General features: G+C 72.4%; 16 protein-coding genes and 1 pseudogene. All 17 read left to right on the top strand.

Translation table 11 applies throughout. The features are described 5' to 3' along the window. Positions 1 to 76: 76 nt before the first annotated feature. The 17 genes and pseudogenes from NNZ72_RS09455 to NNZ72_RS09375 all read left to right on the top strand — a co-directional run bounded on the left by NNZ72_RS09455 (position 77) and on the right by NNZ72_RS09375 (position 13,909). Positions 77 to 1,222: a phage portal protein gene (locus tag NNZ72_RS09455; RefSeq protein ID WP_257315041.1), complete on the top strand. Its 1,146-nt coding sequence runs from the start codon at positions 77 to 79 to the stop codon at positions 1,220 to 1,222. Between the two features lie 353 nt (positions 1,223 to 1,575). Next, positions 1,576 to 1,884: a DUF6107 family protein gene (locus NNZ72_RS09450; RefSeq protein WP_257315040.1), complete on the top strand. Its 309-nt coding sequence runs from the start codon at positions 1,576 to 1,578 to the stop codon at positions 1,882 to 1,884. A 128-nt stretch (positions 1,885 to 2,012) separates the two neighbouring features. Beyond that, positions 2,013 to 2,606 carry an HK97 family phage prohead protease gene (locus tag NNZ72_RS09445; RefSeq protein WP_257315039.1) on the top strand — a complete coding sequence of 198 codons (594 nt, stop codon included), beginning with the start codon at positions 2,013 to 2,015 and terminating at the stop codon, positions 2,604 to 2,606. Beyond that, complete coding sequence (locus tag NNZ72_RS09440) at positions 2,603 to 3,850, top strand: phage major capsid protein (protein WP_257315038.1); 1,248 nt, start codon at positions 2,603 to 2,605, stop codon at positions 3,848 to 3,850. The genes NNZ72_RS09445 and NNZ72_RS09440 overlap by 4 nt, the downstream gene beginning before the upstream one ends. A 274-nt stretch (positions 3,851 to 4,124) precedes the next feature. Then, complete coding sequence (locus NNZ72_RS09435; protein WP_257315037.1) at positions 4,125 to 4,694, top strand: head-tail connector protein; 570 nt, start codon at positions 4,125 to 4,127, stop codon at positions 4,692 to 4,694. After that, the gene (locus NNZ72_RS09430; protein ID WP_257315036.1) at positions 4,694 to 5,020 is read left to right on the top strand and encodes a phage head closure protein; all 327 of its coding nucleotides are present in this window, start codon (positions 4,694 to 4,696) and stop codon (positions 5,018 to 5,020) included. The genes NNZ72_RS09435 and NNZ72_RS09430 overlap by 1 nt, the downstream gene beginning before the upstream one ends. A gap of 43 nt (positions 5,021 to 5,063) precedes the next feature. Beyond that, a complete protein-coding gene (locus tag NNZ72_RS09425; RefSeq protein WP_257315035.1) occupies positions 5,064 to 5,471 on the top strand; it encodes a DUF3168 domain-containing protein in 408 nt (135 codons plus the stop codon). A 20-nt stretch (positions 5,472 to 5,491) separates the two neighbouring features. Continuing rightward, entirely contained in the window at positions 5,492 to 5,899 is a 408-nt protein-coding gene (locus NNZ72_RS09420; protein WP_257315034.1) for a phage major tail protein, TP901-1 family, read from the top strand. Beyond that, positions 5,899 to 6,243: pseudogene (locus tag NNZ72_RS09415) on the top strand (gene transfer agent family protein); the annotation flags it as partial. The gene NNZ72_RS09420 and the pseudogene NNZ72_RS09415, both read left to right, overlap by 1 nt. A gap of 68 nt (positions 6,244 to 6,311) precedes the next feature. Continuing rightward, positions 6,312 to 6,455 carry a phage tail assembly chaperone gene (locus NNZ72_RS09410; protein ID WP_306766239.1) on the top strand — a complete coding sequence of 48 codons (144 nt, stop codon included), beginning with the start codon at positions 6,312 to 6,314 and terminating at the stop codon, positions 6,453 to 6,455. A gap of 3 nt (positions 6,456 to 6,458) precedes the next feature. Beyond that, the gene (locus tag NNZ72_RS09405) at positions 6,459 to 6,995 is read left to right on the top strand and encodes a phage tail tape measure protein (RefSeq protein WP_371747743.1); all 537 of its coding nucleotides are present in this window, start codon (positions 6,459 to 6,461) and stop codon (positions 6,993 to 6,995) included. A 156-nt stretch (positions 6,996 to 7,151) separates the two neighbouring features. Further along, complete coding sequence (locus NNZ72_RS09400; protein ID WP_257315031.1) at positions 7,152 to 7,787, top strand: TIGR02217 family protein; 636 nt, start codon at positions 7,152 to 7,154, stop codon at positions 7,785 to 7,787. Beyond that, the gene (locus NNZ72_RS09395; RefSeq protein WP_257315030.1) at positions 7,784 to 8,674 is read left to right on the top strand and encodes a phage/gene transfer agent baseplate hub protein; all 891 of its coding nucleotides are present in this window, start codon (positions 7,784 to 7,786) and stop codon (positions 8,672 to 8,674) included. The genes NNZ72_RS09400 and NNZ72_RS09395 overlap by 4 nt, the downstream gene beginning before the upstream one ends. Further along, the gene (locus NNZ72_RS09390) at positions 8,667 to 9,173 is read left to right on the top strand and encodes an NlpC/P60 family protein (protein WP_257315029.1); all 507 of its coding nucleotides are present in this window, start codon (positions 8,667 to 8,669) and stop codon (positions 9,171 to 9,173) included. Before NNZ72_RS09395 ends, NNZ72_RS09390 begins: the two co-directional genes overlap by 8 nt. 3 nt (positions 9,174 to 9,176) lie before the next feature. Next, a complete protein-coding gene (locus NNZ72_RS09385; protein WP_257315028.1) occupies positions 9,177 to 13,016 on the top strand; it encodes a baseplate multidomain protein megatron in 3,840 nt (1,279 codons plus the stop codon). Positions 13,017 to 13,373: 357 nt separating this feature from the next. Then, the gene (locus tag NNZ72_RS09380; protein WP_257315027.1) at positions 13,374 to 13,580 is read left to right on the top strand and encodes a hypothetical protein; all 207 of its coding nucleotides are present in this window, start codon (positions 13,374 to 13,376) and stop codon (positions 13,578 to 13,580) included. Between the two features lie 77 nt (positions 13,581 to 13,657). Beyond that, complete coding sequence (locus tag NNZ72_RS09375) at positions 13,658 to 13,909, top strand: hypothetical protein (protein ID WP_371747742.1); 252 nt, start codon at positions 13,658 to 13,660, stop codon at positions 13,907 to 13,909. Positions 13,910 to 13,953: the final 44 nt, after the last annotated feature.

Genomic DNA, 13,953 nt, shown 5'->3' with positions numbered 1-13,953 from the left:
CGGCCGCAACGAACGATGGAACGGCAGCCCGGCCCCGGCCGGGCGTCCGCCGTTCCGGCCAACACAGGATGCTTCCATGCCGTTTTCCTTCCGATTGCCCTGGCGGCGTGCCGGGGCCGCCGCCGTGCCCGAAACCAAGGCGACGGGCTTCGTGGCGCTCGCCGCCGAGAGCCGGGCGCACTGGTCCTCCCGCAGCTATGCCGCGCTCGCCCGCGAGGGCTTCATGCGCAATCCCGTCGCCCACCGGGCGGTGCGGCTGATCGCCGAAGCCGCCGCCTCGGTGCCCTGGCTCGCCTATGCCGGCGAAGAGGAGCGGCCGGACGACCCGCTGCTTTCGCTCGTCGCGCGGCCGAACGGGCGCATGTCCGGCACGGACTTCCTGGAGACGCTCTACGGGCACCTGCTGCTCTCCGGCAACGCCTTCGTCGAGGGCGTGCGGATCGGCGGGGCGCTGCGCGAGCTCCATCCGCTCCGGCCCGACCGGGTGCGCATCGTCGAGGGGCGGGACGGCTGGCCGGAGGCCTACGAATACCGGGCGGGCGCGCATGTGCGGCGCCTGCCGGCGGAGGGGCAGGGGGTGCTGCACCTCCGGCTCTTCCACCCGCTCGACGACCGGCTCGGCTTCGCGCCGCTGGAGGCGGCGGGCATGGCGCTCGACCTCTCCAACGCCGCCGCCGTCTGGAACAAGGCGCTGCTCGACAATTCCGCCCGGCCCTCCGGCGCGCTGGTCTACCAGCCGAAGGAGGGCGGCAATCTTTCCCCCGACCAGTACGACCGGCTGAAGGCCGAGCTGGAGGAGGGCTATGCCGGCGCGGCGCGCGCCGGGCGGCCGATGCTGCTGGAGGGCGGGCTCGACTGGAAGGCGATGGGGCTCTCGCCGCGCGAGATGGATTTCGTCGAGGCGAAGAACGGGGCGGCGCGCGACATCGCGCTCGCCTTCGGCGTGCCGCCGATGCTGATCGGCATCCCGGGCGACGCGACCTACGCCAACTACCAGGAGGCGAACCGCGCCTTCTGGCGGCTCACCGTGCTGCCGCTCGTCTTCCGCACGGCGGCCGCCTTCTCCGCCTGGCTGTCCGACGGCGCCGGCGAGGCGGTGCGCCTTGCCCCCGACCTCGACGAGGTGAGCGGGCTTGCGGCGGAGCGCTCCGAGGTCTGGGCGCGGGTCGGGGCGGCGGATTTCCTCAGCGACGAGGAGAAGCGGCGGGCGGTGGGGTATTGAGGGGGCGGCGTGTTCGGCTTACCCCCTCTGCCCTGCCGGGCATCTCCCCCACAAGGGGGAGATCGGGTGGAGCACCGTCTCGCTCCTCTCCGATGCTGCAGCTGACGCGGGGCGCCGGCGTCTTGCCGATCTCCCCATGCCCGACAGGGCAGAGGGGGGTATGCGAGGATAATCAACGGCTTGCGGAAAGCGCCTGAATCGCCTTGCCGCACGGCTGAATCATTTTGCGAGGTCGTTGAATCGATCTTCGAGCGAACCCGCGCAAGGGATTCGAAAGACTCGGCAATCCGTCCGCCTTCCGCACGGGAAGGGGGCCGATCCTGAACTTCAGTATACGCTGAAAGGCTTAACGAATGGCTGACTTCGGAAACGACGGCGGGCTGTGGACGGCGCGCCTTGCGGGCGCGCTCGCGGGGGCGGCGGTCTCGCTCATCTATCTCCTGCCGAAGAGCCGCCGCGAGGCGGCCTGCCGCTTCCTGACGGGCCTCGCCTGCGGCCTTGTCTTCGGCGGGCCGACCGGCCTGTGGATCGCCGTGCGCCTCGGCATCGCCGGCCATCTGGGCGCCTCCGAGATGATGCTGACGGGGGCCGCCGCCGCGAGCCTCTCGGCCTGGTGGGGGCTGGGGGTGCTGGCGCGGATTGCGGAGAGGATGAGGCAGTAGCGAGTAATGAGTGGCGAATAGCGAATAGCGAATAGCGAGTAGCGAATAGGGAATTGGGGGGGGCGGACGTGGGGGAGACCCCTATTCGCTATTCGCTATTCGCTATTCGCTCAATCACGGAGCGAGACATGATCACCGACGGCCTGCCGGTCTGGCGGACGAAGAAATATGCCGATCTGACGCTGCAGGGCGTTTCCGGCGACGGGACGTCTTCCGGCTATGCCAGCGTCTTCGGCGAGGTGGACCTCGGGCGCGACGAGATCGCGCCGGGGGCCTTTTCCCGTTCGCTCGCGCGGCGCGGGGCCTCCGGCGTGCGCATGCTGTTCCAGCACGACGCGGCCGAGCCGCTCGGGCGCTGGCGCACGATCCGCGAGGACGCGCGCGGGCTCTATGTCGAGGGCGTGCTGGCGCCCGGCGTGGCCCGCGCCCGCGAGGTGCTGAGCCTGATGAAGTCCGGCGCGCTCGACGGGCTCTCGATCGGCTTCCAGACGGTGCGCGCGAAGACCGACCGGGCGACCGGCGTGCGCCGCATCCTGGAGGCGGATCTCTGGGAGATCTCCATCGTCACCTTCCCGATGCTGCCGTCGGCGCGCGTCTCGAACGTGAAGAACGCGCGGTGGTTCCGCGACGGGGAGACGGAGCTCGTCCGCGCCATGCGCCGGGCGGCCCGCCTCATGAAACGCCAGACACCGAAATCCCAGCCAACGAGAGGACGAACATGACCGACACGCAACTGACCGCGCCCGAGATCAAGGCCGCGCCGGAGACCATCACCGCCGCCTTCGACGACTTCATGGAGGCCTTCGAGGCCTTCAAGGAGACGAACGACCGCAGGCTCGGCGAGATCGAGAAGAAGATGACGGCCGACGTCGTCACCCGGGAGAAGGTGGAGCGCATCAACCGCGCGCTCGACGAGCAGAAGCGCATCGTCGACCACATGGCGCTGAAGGCGGCGCGGCCGGCGCTGGCGGGCGGGGCCGACAACCCCGAGGCGGCCGAGCACAAGGCGGCCTTCTCCGCCTATCTGCGCCGCGGCGACGAGAGCGGGCTGCGCGCGCTGGAGGAGAAGGCGATGTCGATCGGCACGCCGGCCGACGGCGGCTATCTCGTGCCGCCGGAGACCGACACGGAGATCGGCCGCAGGCTCTCCGCCGTCTCGCCGATCCGGGCGCTCGCGACCGTGCGCCAGGTCTCCGGCGCGGTGCTGAAGAAGCCCTTCGCCGCCGCCGGCATGGCGGCGGGCTGGGTGGCGGAGACGGCCGCGCGGCCGCAGACCGGCACGGCGCAGCTCTCCGAGCTCTCCTTCCCGACGATGGAGCTCTACGCCATGCCGGCGGCGACCGCCGCACTCCTGGAGGACGCGGCCGTCGACGTGGAAAGCTGGATCTCGTCGGAGGTCGACGCCGTCTTCGCCGAGCAGGAGGGCACCGCCTTCGTCTCCGGCGACGGCACCAACAAGCCGAAGGGCTTCCTCGACTACACCAAGGTCGCGGATTCCGGCTGGAGCTGGGGCAGCATCGGCTATATCGCCACGGGCGCGGCTGGCGGCTTCAAGCCGAGTGGGCCGGCCGACACGCTGATCGACGTCGTCTATGCGCTGAAGGCGGGGCACCGGCAGAACGGCACCTTCGTCATGAACCGCAAGACGCAGGGCTCGATCCGCAAGTTCAAGGACGCCGAGGGCAACTATCTCTGGCGCCCGCCGGCCAACGCCGGCAACCCCGCCTCGCTGATGGGCTTCGCCATCGCCGAGGCCGAGGACATGCCGGACACCGGCGCCGACAGCTTCGCCATCGCCTTCGGCGACTTCCGCGCCGGCTATCTGGTGGTCGACCGCACCGGCGTGCGCGTGCTGCGCGACCCCTATTCGGCCAAGCCCTACGTGCTGTTCTACACGACCAAGCGCGTCGGCGGCGGGGTGCAGAACTTCGAGGCGATCAAGCTCGTCAAGTTCGCGGAGAGCTGAGGCGGGCGGGCGCGGGGCCATCGCTTGCGCGGTACCCCCTCCGGCCTGCCGGCCATCTCCCCCGCAAGGGGGAGACCGGATGGAGCGCCGTTTCGCCCGTCGCCGGCGCTGCCGTCGACGTGGGGGCCCCGCTTCCTGCCGATCTCCCCTTGAGGGGGAAAGACTGCGACGCATCCCGATTCCTTTGCCCCGGCGATCCTCCCCTGACGCCGGGACGGGCGGGCGCGGCTTGCTCCCGGCCGCGCCCGCCATCTTCTTCCACGGACGAGGTACCATGACCATTGCCGAACTGACGCCGCCTCCGGCGGAGCCGATCACGCTCGCCGAGGCGAAGGCGCATCTGAGGCTCGACGCCGTCGACGAGGACGCGCTCGTCGCCGCGCTGATCCGCGCCGCGCGCGAGCACCTGGAACGGGAGACGGGGCTCAGCCTGATCACCCGCAGCTTCCGGCTCTATCTCGACGACTGGCCCGCGTCGCGGGTGATTCCGATTGCCAGAGGGCCGGTGCAAGCCATTGAAAACGTGACGGTCTACGACGCGGCGGGCCTGGCCGTCGATGTCGACGTCGCGGGCTATCTGCTCGACGGCCATGCGCGGCCGGCGCGGCTGATGCTGCCGGAACGGCCGGCCGCGGGCCGGGCGATCAACGGCATCGAGATCGATTTCTCCGCCGGCTTCGGCGAGAGCGGGACGGACGTGCCCGACACGCTGAAACGGGCGATGCTGCTGCACGTGGCGGCGATGTTCGAGCTGCGCGGCGTGCTCGCGCCGGACGACCAGCCGGGCGCGGTGCCGCCGGGCTACGACCGGCTCGTCGCGCCCTGGCGGCTGCGGAGGCTGTGATGGCGATCGATCCGGGCGCCTTCACGGCGCGGCTCATCCTCGAACGGCCGGTCGAGACGCCGGACGGGCAGGGCGGCGTCCTTCGCGGCTTCGAGACGCTGGCGACGCTCTGGGCGCGCATCGAGCCGGTCTCGGCCTTGCTGCGCGAGACGGCGGGGGCGGAGCGGGCGACCGTGACGCACCGCATCCGGCTGCGCCGGCGGGACGACATTATCGGCGGCATGCGCTTCCGCAAAGGGATGCGGCTTTTCGCGATCCGCGTCGCGCGCGATCCGGACGAGACGGGGCGCTACACGCTCTGCGACTGCGAGGAGGACCGGCCATGAGCCGCAGGGAGGACCCGGCCATGAGCCGCAGGGAGGAAAGGCCATGAGCGCGGCGCAGGCCCTGCAGAGGGCGATCTTCTCGCGGCTCTCGGGCGACGCGGCGCTGGCCGCGCTCGTCGGCGCGGGCGGCGTCGCCGACCGGCTGCTTCCGCGCGCGGCGGGGCCGCGCGTCGTCATCGCCGCCATCGACAGCACCGACCGCTCCACCGCGAGCGAGGCCGGCGAGGAGCATGCCGTGACATTGGAGGTGTGGTCCGAGGCGGCGGGGCACCGGGAGGCGCAGGCAATCGCCGCGGCGGTGCGGAGCGCGCTGCACGACGCGGCGCTTACGCTCGACGGGCATCACCTCGTCCTTCTCTTCCACCGCGACACGCGGCTCGCCCGCAACGGCGGCACGCGCTTCCACCGCGCGGAGATGCGTTTCCGCGCGGTGACGGAACCTTCGGTCTAACCAACGGAAAGGATTTTGCCATGGTGGCGCAGAAGGGGCGGGACCTGCTCCTCAAGATCGAGAACGGCGGAAGCTACGCGACCGTCGCGGGGCTGAGGGCGAAGCGGCTGTCGTTCAACGCCCAGCTCGTCGACGTGACGGACGGGGAATCGGCGGGGCGCTGGCGCGAGCTGCTCGGCGGGGCGGGCGTGCAGCGCGCGGCCGTCAGCGGCAGCGGCATCTTCAAGGATCAGGCCTCCGACGCGCTGGTGCGCACGCGCTTCTTCGCCGGCACCGTGGCGAGCTGGCAGATCGTCATCCCCGATTTCGGCACGGTCACCGGGCCGTTCCAGATCGCGGCGCTGGATTATTCCGGCGCGCATGACGGCGAGGTGCTGTTCGAGATCGCGCTGGAATCGGCGGGCGCGCTCGCCTTCGGGGCGCTGTGATGGGCGCGCGGGCGAACCGCCGGCGCGGCGAGATCGAGGCCTTCCTCGACGGCGAGCGGCGGGTGCTGTGCCTGACGCTCGGCGCGCTCGCCGAGCTGGAGACGGCCTTTTCCGTCGACAGCCTCACCGGGCTTGCGGAGCGCTTCTCCTCCGGGCGGCTGAAGGCGGACGACCTGATCCGCATCCTCGGCGCGGGGCTTCGCGGCGGCGGCAACCTCTTCTCCGACGAGGAGGTGGCCGGCATGGCGGCGGCGGGCGGGCTCGCGGAGCTGGCGCGCATCGTCGCGGCCCTTCTGGAGGCGACCTTCGGCGGCGGGGAGGGCGGCGAAAACCCTCCGCAGCCGCATCCGGCCCGAGCGGCGGGAGACCCGCCTTCCCCTGGGAGGCGGTGCTTCACGCCGGGCTCTGCCGGATGCGGCTTGCGCCCAGGGATTTCTGGGAAATGACGCCGGTGGAGCTTGCGCATGCGCTGGGGCTGAGACGGCCGCAGCCGGAGGCGCCGGGGCGCGGCGCGCTGGCGGCGCTGATGCGCGCCTTTCCCGACACGGAGGACTGAGAGATGGCCGAGACGGACGAGACGCCGCTTGCCGGCACCATGCGCGACGCCGAGCACCTGACGGCGGTGTTCGAGGACCTGGAGGCGCGCTCGCGCGCCTTCGGTTCGGCGCTGACCGGGGCGCTGAAGGGGGCGGCGGCCGACGGCAAGGGGCTGGAGAGCGTGCTGCGCGGGCTGGCGCTGAGGATGAGCGACATCGCGCTCTCCGCCGGGCTGAGGCCGCTGGAGGGCGTGCTTTCGGCCGGCGTGTCCGGGCTGATCGGCGGGGTGACGCCCTTCGCCAAGGGCGGCGTCGTGGCCGCGCCGACCTATTTCGGCACGGGCGGCGGGCTCGGGCTGATGGGCGAGGCGGGGGCGGAGGCGATCCTGCCGCTGAAACGCGGGCCGGACGGGGCGCTGGGCGTGGCCGCCGAGGGCGGCGGGGGCCCGCGCATCGTCTTCAACGTGACGGCGCAGGACGCGGCGAGCTTCCGCAAGTCGGAAGGGCAGATCGCGGCGATGCTGACGCGGGCGGTGGGGCGGGGGCAGCGGAGTTTGTGAGGGGCGTGTTGAGTGCCCCTCATCCCCCTGCCGGGACCTCTCCCCGCAAGCGGGGAGAAGGGGGAAAGCGGCAAGGCATCGGTTCCTCGCCCCGCTTGCGGGGAGAGGATGCCGGCAGGCAGGTGAGGGGCCCGCAGGGCATTCACGGAGACGATAATGGCGGGATTTCATGAGGTTCGGTTTCCGCTGCGGGTGGCGCTCGGCACGAGCGGCGGGCCGGTCAGGCGGACGGATATCGTCGGGCTCTCCAACGGGCGGGAGAACCGCAACCGGCGCTGGAAGGACGCGCGGCGGCACTACGACGCCGGCTCCGGCGTGCGCTCGATCGACGATCTCTACGCGGTGCTCGCCTTCTTCGAGGCGCGGGCCGGGCAGTTCCACGGCTTCCGCTTCCGCGATCCGGTCGACCACAAGTCCTGCCCGCCGGGCGCGGCGGTCTCGGCCTCCGACCAGCGGATCGGCACCGGCGACGGCGAGCGGGCGGCCTTCCAGCTCGTCAAGCGCTATGCGGACGCGGGCGGGGAGACGGTGCGGACCATCGAGAAGCCGGTGGCGGGGACGGTCGTGCTTTCCGTCGCCGGCGTCGCGGTGCCGGCGGCGGACTATGCGGTGGACGCGGAGACGGGCGTCGTGACCTTCAAGGCGGGCAGGATCCCGGCCTCGGGGACGATCCGCGCCGGTTTCGAGTTCGACGTGCCGGTGCGCTTCGACACGGACCGCATCGACATCGACCTGTCGCAATTCGAAGCGGGGCGCATTCCCTCGATCCCGCTGGTGGAGATCCGGCCATGAGGACGATACCGGCGGCACTCGCCGCCCATCTCGACGGCGGGGCGACGACGCTCTGCCATGCCTGGCGCGTGACGCGCCGCGACGGCACCGTGCTCGGCTTCACCGACCACGACCACGACCTTTCCTTCGGCGGCACCGTCTATGCGGCGGCGAGCGGCTTCCAGGCGAGCGAGGCGGAGGACGGCAGCGGGCTTTCGGCCGAGGGCGGCGAGGTGGCGGGCGGCTTTTCCGCCGAGGCGATCCGGGCGGAGGATCTTGCCGCCGGGCGCTACGACGGGGCGGGCGTCGAGGTCTATCTCGTCAACTGGGAAAGCCCGTCCGAGCGGCTCCTGCTGCGCAGCGCCGAGCTCGGCGAGGTGCGGCGCGAGGGCGAGCTGTTCCGGGCGGAGCTCCGGCGGCTCACCCACCGGCTCGACGCGGTGCGCGGCCGGATCTACGGCCATCGCTGCGACGCGGTGTTCGGCGACCGGCGCTGCGGTATGAACACGGCCTCCGCCGCCTACAGCGCGACGGGGACGGTGAGCGCGGTCGTCGACGGGATGCGCCTCCGCGTGTCGGGGCTCGCGGGCTTTGCCGAGCGGTTCTTCCGCTACGGCGTGCTGGTCTTCGCGAGCGGGGCGGCCGACGGACTGTCGGCCGACATCGAGGACCATCGCCGGCCGGGCGGGGCGACGGAACTGACGCTCTGGCTGCAGATGCCGGCGGGCGTGAAGGCCGGGGATGCGGTGCGGGTGACGGCGGGCTGCGACAAGCGGTTTTCGACCTGCAGGGCGAAATTCGGCAACGGGCTCAACTTCCGCGGCTTCCCGCACATGCCGGGCAGCGACTTCGCCTACGGCTATGCCGACGGGGACACGGTGCATGACGGGCGGGTGCTTTATGAGTGATGCTCCGGTCGTACCGCGACACCCCCCTCTGGCCGGCAGGCCAGAGGGGGGTAAAAGGACAGGCGACGATCACGCCGCCCGCATCGTCGCCATCGCCCGGACCTTCGTCGGCACGCCCTATCGCCACCAGGGATCGCTGAAGGGCGTCGGGTGCGATTGCCTGGGGCTCGTCCGCGGCGTGTGGCGGGAGCTTTACGGGCGCGAGCCGGAGGTGCCTCGGCCCTATGCGCCGGACTGGGCGGAGCGGGCGGGGGAGGAGCGGCTGCTTCTCGCCGCCGCGCGCCATTGCGGGGCGGCGCTGCCGGTTTCCGAATTGCAGGCGGGCGATCTCGTGATCTTCCGCTGGCAGGCGGGGGCGGCGGCGAAGCATGCCGGCATCGCCGCGCCCGGCGGGCGCTTCATCCATGCCTACGAGCAGGCGGCGGTGGTGGAATCGCCGCTCACCCCCTCCTGGCGGCGGCGGATCGCCGGCGTCTTCCGTTTTCCGGAGCAACCCTGAGCCATGGCGACACTTCTTCTCCAGGCGGCGGGCGCGGCGCTCGGCGGCCTGTTCGGTCCCTTCGGCGCGATCCTCGGCCGGGCGGCGGGCGCGCTTGCCGGCTCCGTCGTCGACCGCTCGCTGATCGCCGGCACGGCGACGATCACCGGCGCGCGGATGGGCGACGCGCGCATCCCCGGCGCCGACGAGGGCACGGCGGTAAGCCGCGTCTACGGCACCGCCCGCGTCGGCGGCACGCTGATCTGGGCGACGCGCTTCGAGGAGGAGGTGGCCGTCGAGCGCGAGGGCGGCAAGGCGACCGGCGCGCGCGTCGAGACCTTCCGCTATTTCGCCAATGTCGCCGTCGGCATCTGCGAGGGGCCGATCGCCGGGGTGCGGCGCGTCTGGGCGGACGGGCGCGAGATCGACCTTTCCGGCATCGAGATGCGCGTCCATCGCGGCACGGAATCCCAGGCGCCCGATCCGCTGATCGAGGCGAAGCAGGGGGCGGGCAACGCGCCCGCCTATCGGGGCCTCGCCTATGCCGTCTTCGAGCGGCTGCCGCTCGACGTCTTCGGCAACCGCATCCCGGTGCTGCAGTTCGAGGTCCTGAAGCCGGTCGGCACGCTGGAGCGAAAGATCCGCGCGGTCACCGTCATCCCGGGATCGAGCGAGCACGGCTACGACCCGCGGCTCGTGACGGAGAAGACCGGCGCGGGCGCCGGGCGCAACATCAACCGCAACACGACGACGGCCGCCACCGACTGGGAGGCCTCGATCGACGAGCTTCAGGCGCTCTGCCCGAACCTCGAGCGCGTCGGCCTCGTCGTCGCCTGGTTCGGCACGGACCTGCGCGCCGGCCATTGCCGCATCGTGCCGGGCGTCGAGGTGCCGGCGCGCACGGCGGAGAGCCGGCCCTGGCGGGTCTCGGGCATCCCGCGCGGGGCGGCGCATGTGGTGAGCCGCAGCGGCGGCGGGCCGGCCTATGGCGGCACGCCCTCCGACGAGAGCGTCGTCGCGGCCATCGCCGATCTCAAGAAGCGAGGGCTGGAGGTCTATCTCTATCCCTTCATGCTGATGGACGTGCCGGCGGGCAACGACCTGCCGGACCCCTATGGCGGCTCCGGGCAGGCGCCCTATCCCTGGCGCGGGCGCATCACCTGCCATCCGCCCTCCGCCGACGGCACGGGGGCGGCGAAGAGCCAGGTCGAGGCCTTCGTCGGCGACGCGGACGCCTCCGATTTCGCGGTGTCCGGCACCACGGTCGCCGGGCCCTCCGGCGACGCGGGGTTCCGCCGGCTGATCCTGCATTACGCGCTTCTCGCCAAGGCGGCGGGCGGGGTGGACGGCTTCATCGTCGGCTCGGAGATGCGCGGGCTGACGCGGCTTTCCGACGGGGCGGGCGGCTTTCCCTTCGTGGCGGCGCTGCGGGCGCTTGCCGCCGACGTGCGCGCCATCCTGGGCGCCGGCACGAAGATCACCTATGCGGCGGACTGGAGCGAATATTTCGGCTACCGGCCGGAGGGCTCCTCCGCCGTCCATTTCAACCTCGATCCGCTCTGGGCCTCGCCGGCGATCGATGCGATCGGCATCGACAACTACATGCCGATCTCCGACTGGCAGGACGGCGACACAGAGGGCGGCAACCCGGACGGCTTCCGCCATGCCGAGGACGCGCTGGCGATGCGCGCGATGATCGCCGGCGGCGAGGGCTTCGACTGGCACTATGCGAGCGCCGCCGACCGGCGCGCGCGCATCCGCACGCCGATCACCGACGGCATGGCGGGAAAGCCCTGGGTGTTCCGCTACAAGGACCTCGGAAGCTGGTGGACGCGGCGGCATTACGAGCGCGGCGCGGGCGGGGCGGAGGTCTCCGAGCCCACGGCCTGGGTGCCTCGGTCGAAGCCGGTCTGGTTCACCGAGCTCGGCTGCCCGGCCGTCGACAGGGGCGCGAACCAGCCGAACGTCTTCACCGACCCGAAGAGCTCGGAGGACGCGCGGCCCTACCATTCCGGCGGCGCGCGCAGCGACGCGGCGCAGCGCCGCTTCCTCGACGCGCATCATGCCTGGTGGCAGGGCGGCGGGTCGGAGGACGGCATGGTCGATCCCGGCCATGTCTTCGTCTGGACCTGGGACGCGCGGCCCTATCCGGCCTTCCCGGAGAAGACGGAGCTCTGGTCGGACGGCGGCAACTGGCAGCTCGGCCACTGGCTGAACGGCCGGCTCGGCGCGGGCACCGTCGCCGACGTGATCGCGGCGGTGCTGACGGACCACGGGTTTTCCGATTTCGACGTCTCCGGCGTGGCGGGCGACCTGACCGGCTTCGTGCAGGCGGAGCAGACGTCGGCGCGCGCGCTCCTCGAACCGCTGATGGAGGCCTTCCAGATCGACGCGGCGGAGGCGGGCGGCACGCTCGTCTTCCGCTCGCGCCTGCGCTCGGGGCTCGCCGCGCAGGCGATCGACGTCCTCGCCGAGCGGCCGGACGAGGCCGCCTTCGAGGAGAGCCGCGGCCAGGCGAGCGATTTCGCGGGCGAGGCGATCCTCGACCATTTCGAGGAGGCGGGCGGCTATCCGCGCGCCACCGCCCGCTCGCGCCGCATGGCCTCCGGCAGCGACCGGGTGCTGCGGCTGGCGCTGCCGGCGGTCATGCATCCGGGGGCGGCCGCGTCCTCGGCGGAGGCGGCGCTGCGCGACCAGCGCGCGGCCCAGCGGCGGCTCACCTTCCGCCTGCCGCCGACGGCGCTCGGCCCCGTGCCGGGCGACGTGGTGCGGCTCGTGGACGGGCCGGAGGGGCGGTTCCTGGTCACGGCGATCACCGACGGGCTCGTCCGCGAGGTGGAGGCGCGCGCCATCGCCTCCGGCGACAGCCCGGCGCCGACGCCGGTGGAGACGCCGCGCCGTGCGGCGAAGGGCGCGACACCTTCGGAGGCCTTCATGCCGGAGGTGGTCTTCCTCGACCTGCCGGTCACGGGCGAGGGGGCGGTGCAGGATTTCGCCCGCGTCGCGGCCTATGCCGCGCCCTGGAGGCCGGTGGTGCTGTCGAGCTCGGCGGGGGTGGAGGGCTTTTCGCCGCGTGTGCGGCTCGACCGGCCGGCGCGGATCGGACGGCTGGCGGAGGCGCTCGGGAGCGGACCTGTCGGGCGCTTCGACCGGGGCAATGCGCTCGTCCTCGACCTGCCCTTCGGCGGGCTTGCCGGCGTGGCGACCGTCGCGCTGCTGAACGGGACGAACCGGATCGCGGTCCGGGCCGGGGACGGCGGCTTCGAGGTGATCGGCTTTGCCGAGGCGAGCGAGATTTCTCCGCGGCGCTTCCGGCTCACCGGGCTCCTGCGGGCGCTCGGCGGCACGGAGGACGCCATGGCGGCGGGCCATGCCGCGGGGGCGGAGGCCGTGCTGCTCGACGAGGCGGTGCGGCCGCTGGGGCTCGGCGCCGGGGAGGCGGGGCGGCTCGCCAACTGGCTTGCCGAGGCGGCCGGCATGGCGGGCGGACGGGCCGGCCCCTTCGCCTTCGCCGGCGGCGAGCGGGCGCTGACGCCGCTTGCGCCGGTGCATCTTGCGGCGCGGCGCGGGACGGGCGGCGTGCGGCTTTCCTGGGTGCGGCGCGGGCGGATCGACGCGGACGGCTGGCTTGCCGCCGACATCCCGCTCGACGAGCCGGCCGAGGCCTACCGGCTCGACATCCTCTCCGGCGACGGCGTGGTGCGCAGCGTCGAGACGGGGATGCCCTGGCATCTCTATGCGGCGGCCGACGAGATCGCCGACTTCGGCGCGCCGCAGGCGGCGATCGCCATCCGCGTGCGCCAGATCGGCCGCGCCGTGCCGCTCGGCCTGCCGGCGCGGGCGGTGCTGGCGATGAAGGCGTGATTGCCCCTCATCCGGCGACCGCGCGGTGCGCAGCGTCGAAACGGGGCGCCCAGGGCACCTCTATGCGGCGACTGACGAGGTTGTCGATTTCCGCATGCTGTAGGCGGCAACCGTCATCCGTATGCGCCAGATCATCGCGCGGCCTGCCGGCGCGGGAAGTGCTGGCGGTGAAGGCGTGATTTGCCCCTCATCCGGCTGCCGCCACCTTCTCCCCGCAAGCGGGGAGAAGGGGAAAGGGGCGATGGTTTCCCGTCAGCAAAACAGCCCGGCATCTGCCTTCTCCCCGCTTGCGGGGAGAGGTCCCGGCAGGGGGATGAGGGGCGCTGCGATCATCAACGACAAGCAAAGGAGACATCCATGAACGACGTCGTCGCCTGGTATCGTTCGCGCACCGTCTGGGGCGCGCTGGTGGCCGTCCTCGCCTCGCTGGCGCATTTCGCCGGCGTCGGCGTCACGGCGGCCGAGGAGGCGGAGATGGCCGACCTGATCGTGACGGCCGCGGGCGCGCTCGGGGGCATCGTGGCGCTCCTCGGGCGGCTTTCGGCGCGGCGGCGGGCGGGCTAGCGGCCGACATTCATTTGCCGTTCAGTGTTGATCGTTTAATGCTTGCATCAAGATGATCCGCACCTGAAAGTATGTTCATGGCCTCGCCCCTTCTCACGGTCGCCTTCGCGGCCAGCCTGATGCTTCCGGGCACCCCCGACACCGGGGGCGGTCCGGATGTCGTGCGGGTTGCCGGCGATTGCAGCGCCGCCGCCGCGCAGGTGGTGGCGCAGACCGGCGGCGAACTGCTTTCGGCGCAGCCCCGCGGCGACACCTGCGTGGTGACGGTGCTTGTGCCCGGCAAGGGCAACGGACGCCCGCGCAAGGTGACGGTGCGCGTGCCGATGTGACGGCGCGGGCGGAGCGGGAAACGGGGACGGGAACAAGGACGGGG

This window comes from Shinella pollutisoli (assembly GCF_024609765.1).
Classification (GTDB): domain Bacteria; phylum Pseudomonadota; class Alphaproteobacteria; order Rhizobiales; family Rhizobiaceae; genus Shinella; species Shinella pollutisoli.
This window is presented reverse-complemented; position numbering and strand designations above follow the sequence as displayed.

Excerpts from the sequence above, each read along its gene's own strand:
- NNZ72_RS09455 (WP_257315041.1), top strand. The coding sequence starts at position 77 with ATGCCGTTTTCCTTCCGATTGCCCTGGCGGCGTGCCGGGGCCGCCGCC.
- NNZ72_RS09425 (WP_257315035.1), top strand. The coding sequence starts at position 5,064 with ATGAGCGCGGCGCAGGCCCTGCAGAGGGCGATCTTCTCGCGGCTCTCG.
- NNZ72_RS09440 (WP_257315038.1), top strand. The coding sequence starts at position 2,603 with ATGACCGACACGCAACTGACCGCGCCCGAGATCAAGGCCGCGCCGGAG.
- NNZ72_RS09395 (WP_257315030.1), top strand. The coding sequence starts at position 7,784 with ATGAGGACGATACCGGCGGCACTCGCCGCCCATCTCGACGGCGGGGCG.
- NNZ72_RS09390 (WP_257315029.1), top strand. The coding sequence starts at position 8,667 with ATGAGTGATGCTCCGGTCGTACCGCGACACCCCCCTCTGGCCGGCAGG.
- NNZ72_RS09405 (WP_371747743.1), top strand. The coding sequence starts at position 6,459 with ATGGCCGAGACGGACGAGACGCCGCTTGCCGGCACCATGCGCGACGCC.
- NNZ72_RS09400 (WP_257315031.1), top strand. The coding sequence starts at position 7,152 with ATGGCGGGATTTCATGAGGTTCGGTTTCCGCTGCGGGTGGCGCTCGGC.
- NNZ72_RS09410 (WP_306766239.1), top strand. The coding sequence starts at position 6,312 with ATGCGGCTTGCGCCCAGGGATTTCTGGGAAATGACGCCGGTGGAGCTT.
- NNZ72_RS09385 (WP_257315028.1), top strand. The coding sequence starts at position 9,177 with ATGGCGACACTTCTTCTCCAGGCGGCGGGCGCGGCGCTCGGCGGCCTG.
- NNZ72_RS09380 (WP_257315027.1), top strand. The coding sequence starts at position 13,374 with ATGAACGACGTCGTCGCCTGGTATCGTTCGCGCACCGTCTGGGGCGCG.
- NNZ72_RS09420 (WP_257315034.1), top strand. The coding sequence starts at position 5,492 with ATGGTGGCGCAGAAGGGGCGGGACCTGCTCCTCAAGATCGAGAACGGC.
- NNZ72_RS09435 (WP_257315037.1), top strand. The coding sequence starts at position 4,125 with ATGACCATTGCCGAACTGACGCCGCCTCCGGCGGAGCCGATCACGCTC.
- NNZ72_RS09445 (WP_257315039.1), top strand. The coding sequence starts at position 2,013 with ATGATCACCGACGGCCTGCCGGTCTGGCGGACGAAGAAATATGCCGAT.
- NNZ72_RS09375 (WP_371747742.1), top strand. The coding sequence starts at position 13,658 with ATGGCCTCGCCCCTTCTCACGGTCGCCTTCGCGGCCAGCCTGATGCTT.
- NNZ72_RS09430 (WP_257315036.1), top strand. The coding sequence starts at position 4,694 with ATGGCGATCGATCCGGGCGCCTTCACGGCGCGGCTCATCCTCGAACGG.
- NNZ72_RS09450 (WP_257315040.1), top strand. The coding sequence starts at position 1,576 with ATGGCTGACTTCGGAAACGACGGCGGGCTGTGGACGGCGCGCCTTGCG.